Here is a 1,939-nt window from a genome sequence, read left to right as displayed (position 1 = left end):
GCCTTGTCTCCTGCAGGGAGGATATTCCAAGAGTTACCGTTCTCACTGTCTTTCCCTCCAGGTTTCCACGTCTTTCCAGAAGTCCGCCCACAGTTCCTCAATCCCGAGGAAACGGTATGGAACGTCGTTTTCGGCGATATGCCTGTGATCACCCTTCCCCGCTTCATTGTCGTAGCGGATCACGCAGGCACCATCCTCAACGAAAGCGACATGCCAGACGAGGATTTCCACAACGAAGATGGTGTCAGGGCCGAGCGTTCACGGAACAGGAGTTCGACCGTCATGTTGTTGTTTATAACAACGCTCCTTTCTGATGTCATTTTATACAATACCTGTGGAGTTCACTGCCGCGCCAGGACAGACCGGGAGCCGGGAACAGGCGTCCCGATACCCCGGCCATGTACTTTTGCGGCGTCAGGGGTTAATGTAGGGAACCCTTCCGCCCAGTCTGTTTTCCGGAGCGCGCAATGTCGGTCCCTTCCTCCACCCGTCGCCCCATTTTCCGCGCGCTCTACCATGTTCTTGGGGCGCTATGGCGGGGTGTCGCCGCGTATCTTGCATGCCTGGTGGTGCTGTTCGGGCTGTGCGGGGTAGCGGCTGATTTCGTGATACGGGGCGTCGCCTTGCGCGCGGATATTCTGCTACCGATGACCTACTGGCTTCAGGGCCATACGGGCCTTGCGCGTTTCGAGGTGGCCGAGGGCAAGCTGATCCGCCTCGATACGATCATCCATGCGCTGGCGCTGGGCACGGCGTTCGCCGTGGCCACCTACCAGCTTCTTCGGCGCGATCAGGCCGCGACACCCATATCCGGCTGAACGCAACCAGCGCCCTCGTTTGCCCGTGCCCGGTTGAGCAGGAAGTCAACGGCAGCACTGGCATGGCGCGCTGCGTTGAATATTGCATGCCGGTCTTCGCGAAGAAGCAAAAGCCAATGCTGGACATATGCGGCGTGGCGCAGGACGGGCGGCACGCCCATGACAGCGGAAAGCTGGGCTGCGGCGATCTCGGCCACCAGTTCCTCCCGCATGTAGGCGGCATCCCCGAAACGTGCGCCGAACTCGCGGTTCAGTCGATGGGCCGCGCCTGCCCAGTGGGCCAGTTCATGCGCCTGGACGGTAAACAGGTCCTGAGCCGAGCCGAACGCCTCTGGCGGGGGCATCTGGATATAATCACCCGAACGCGAATAATAGGCTTCACTCCCACCAAAGCGCATATCAGCCCCGGTAGCGGCGACAAAGCGGTCGAGGTCACCGTTCCGCGCGATGCCGGGCGCGTCAGCGACCTGCTCCCCGTGTCGCATACGGTTGGAAAGCCCGTCGATCTGATCGACATTGAACACCACGAAACGCTTCAGGAACGGTATGCTACGCGGCTCCTCTCCGCTTTCATTGCTCCTTTCGAGTTCATCGCGTGGCGTGTGGGTCGCGGCATACACGACCATGGTGCCCCGCTCGCCGCGCCGCACCTGCCCGCCGACTTCGGCGGCCTGCCGGTAGGTCAGCCAGCGGGATGTGGAGTAGCCATGCCCGGAAGCCGACATCCAGAGCAGAAGCAGGTTGATACCCGAGTAGCGCCGACCTGATGCCGCGTTGACCGGCAGGCCATCCTGCCCGACACCATCTTTCCATGGACGCACCCAGGAGATCACGCCGCCCTCCACTTCACGGATGATCCGTTCCGTGACTTCGGTGTAGATGTCCTGCCTGTCTTCGCCAGCCTTTCTGGATGTGCGCGCCATTTTCCTTTTTCCTCCTGAAGCGCTGCCGCCACGGGGCGGCCGATGCGCAGATGGAGGGAGGCGATAGAGGCGATAGAGGCGATCGTTGCATGCGCAGCACCGGAGCAACGTGAATAGCCCCTAGTTTTCTAGACGCCTTGAGCATTCAAAATCTGCTGTTGTTCGAACTGCACGGGTGACAGCATCCCGTTCCTGACG

At 60.9% G+C, this 1,939-nt stretch carries 3 protein-coding genes; 1 reads left to right on the top strand and 2 read right to left on the bottom strand.

What is annotated here, in order from left to right:
- Positions 1–42: 42 nt before the first annotated feature.
- The gene (locus DY926_RS17650; protein ID WP_408886087.1) at positions 43–231 is read right to left on the bottom strand and encodes a toxin-antitoxin system TumE family protein; all 189 of its coding nucleotides are present in this window, start codon (positions 229–231) and stop codon (positions 43–45) included.
- Between the two features lie 236 nt (positions 232–467).
- On the opposite strand from DY926_RS17650, the gene DY926_RS16535 reads away from it, so the two are divergent.
- Complete coding sequence (locus tag DY926_RS16535) at positions 468–818, top strand: hypothetical protein (RefSeq protein WP_116704338.1); 351 nt, start codon at positions 468–470, stop codon at positions 816–818.
- On the opposite strand, the gene DY926_RS16530 is transcribed toward DY926_RS16535, so the two are convergent.
- A complete protein-coding gene (locus DY926_RS16530; protein ID WP_116704337.1) occupies positions 791–1,741 on the bottom strand; it encodes an ArdC family protein in 951 nt (316 codons plus the stop codon). The two genes, DY926_RS16535 and DY926_RS16530, sit on opposite strands and share 28 nt — an antisense overlap.
- Between the last annotated feature and the right edge of the window lie 198 nt (positions 1,742–1,939).

It is taken from the genome of Komagataeibacter melaceti (genome assembly GCF_003403295.1).
GTDB classification, from domain to species: domain Bacteria; phylum Pseudomonadota; class Alphaproteobacteria; order Acetobacterales; family Acetobacteraceae; genus Komagataeibacter; species Komagataeibacter melaceti.
Note: the sequence above shows the minus strand (reverse complement) of the source record. Positions and strands in the feature narration are given on the sequence as shown.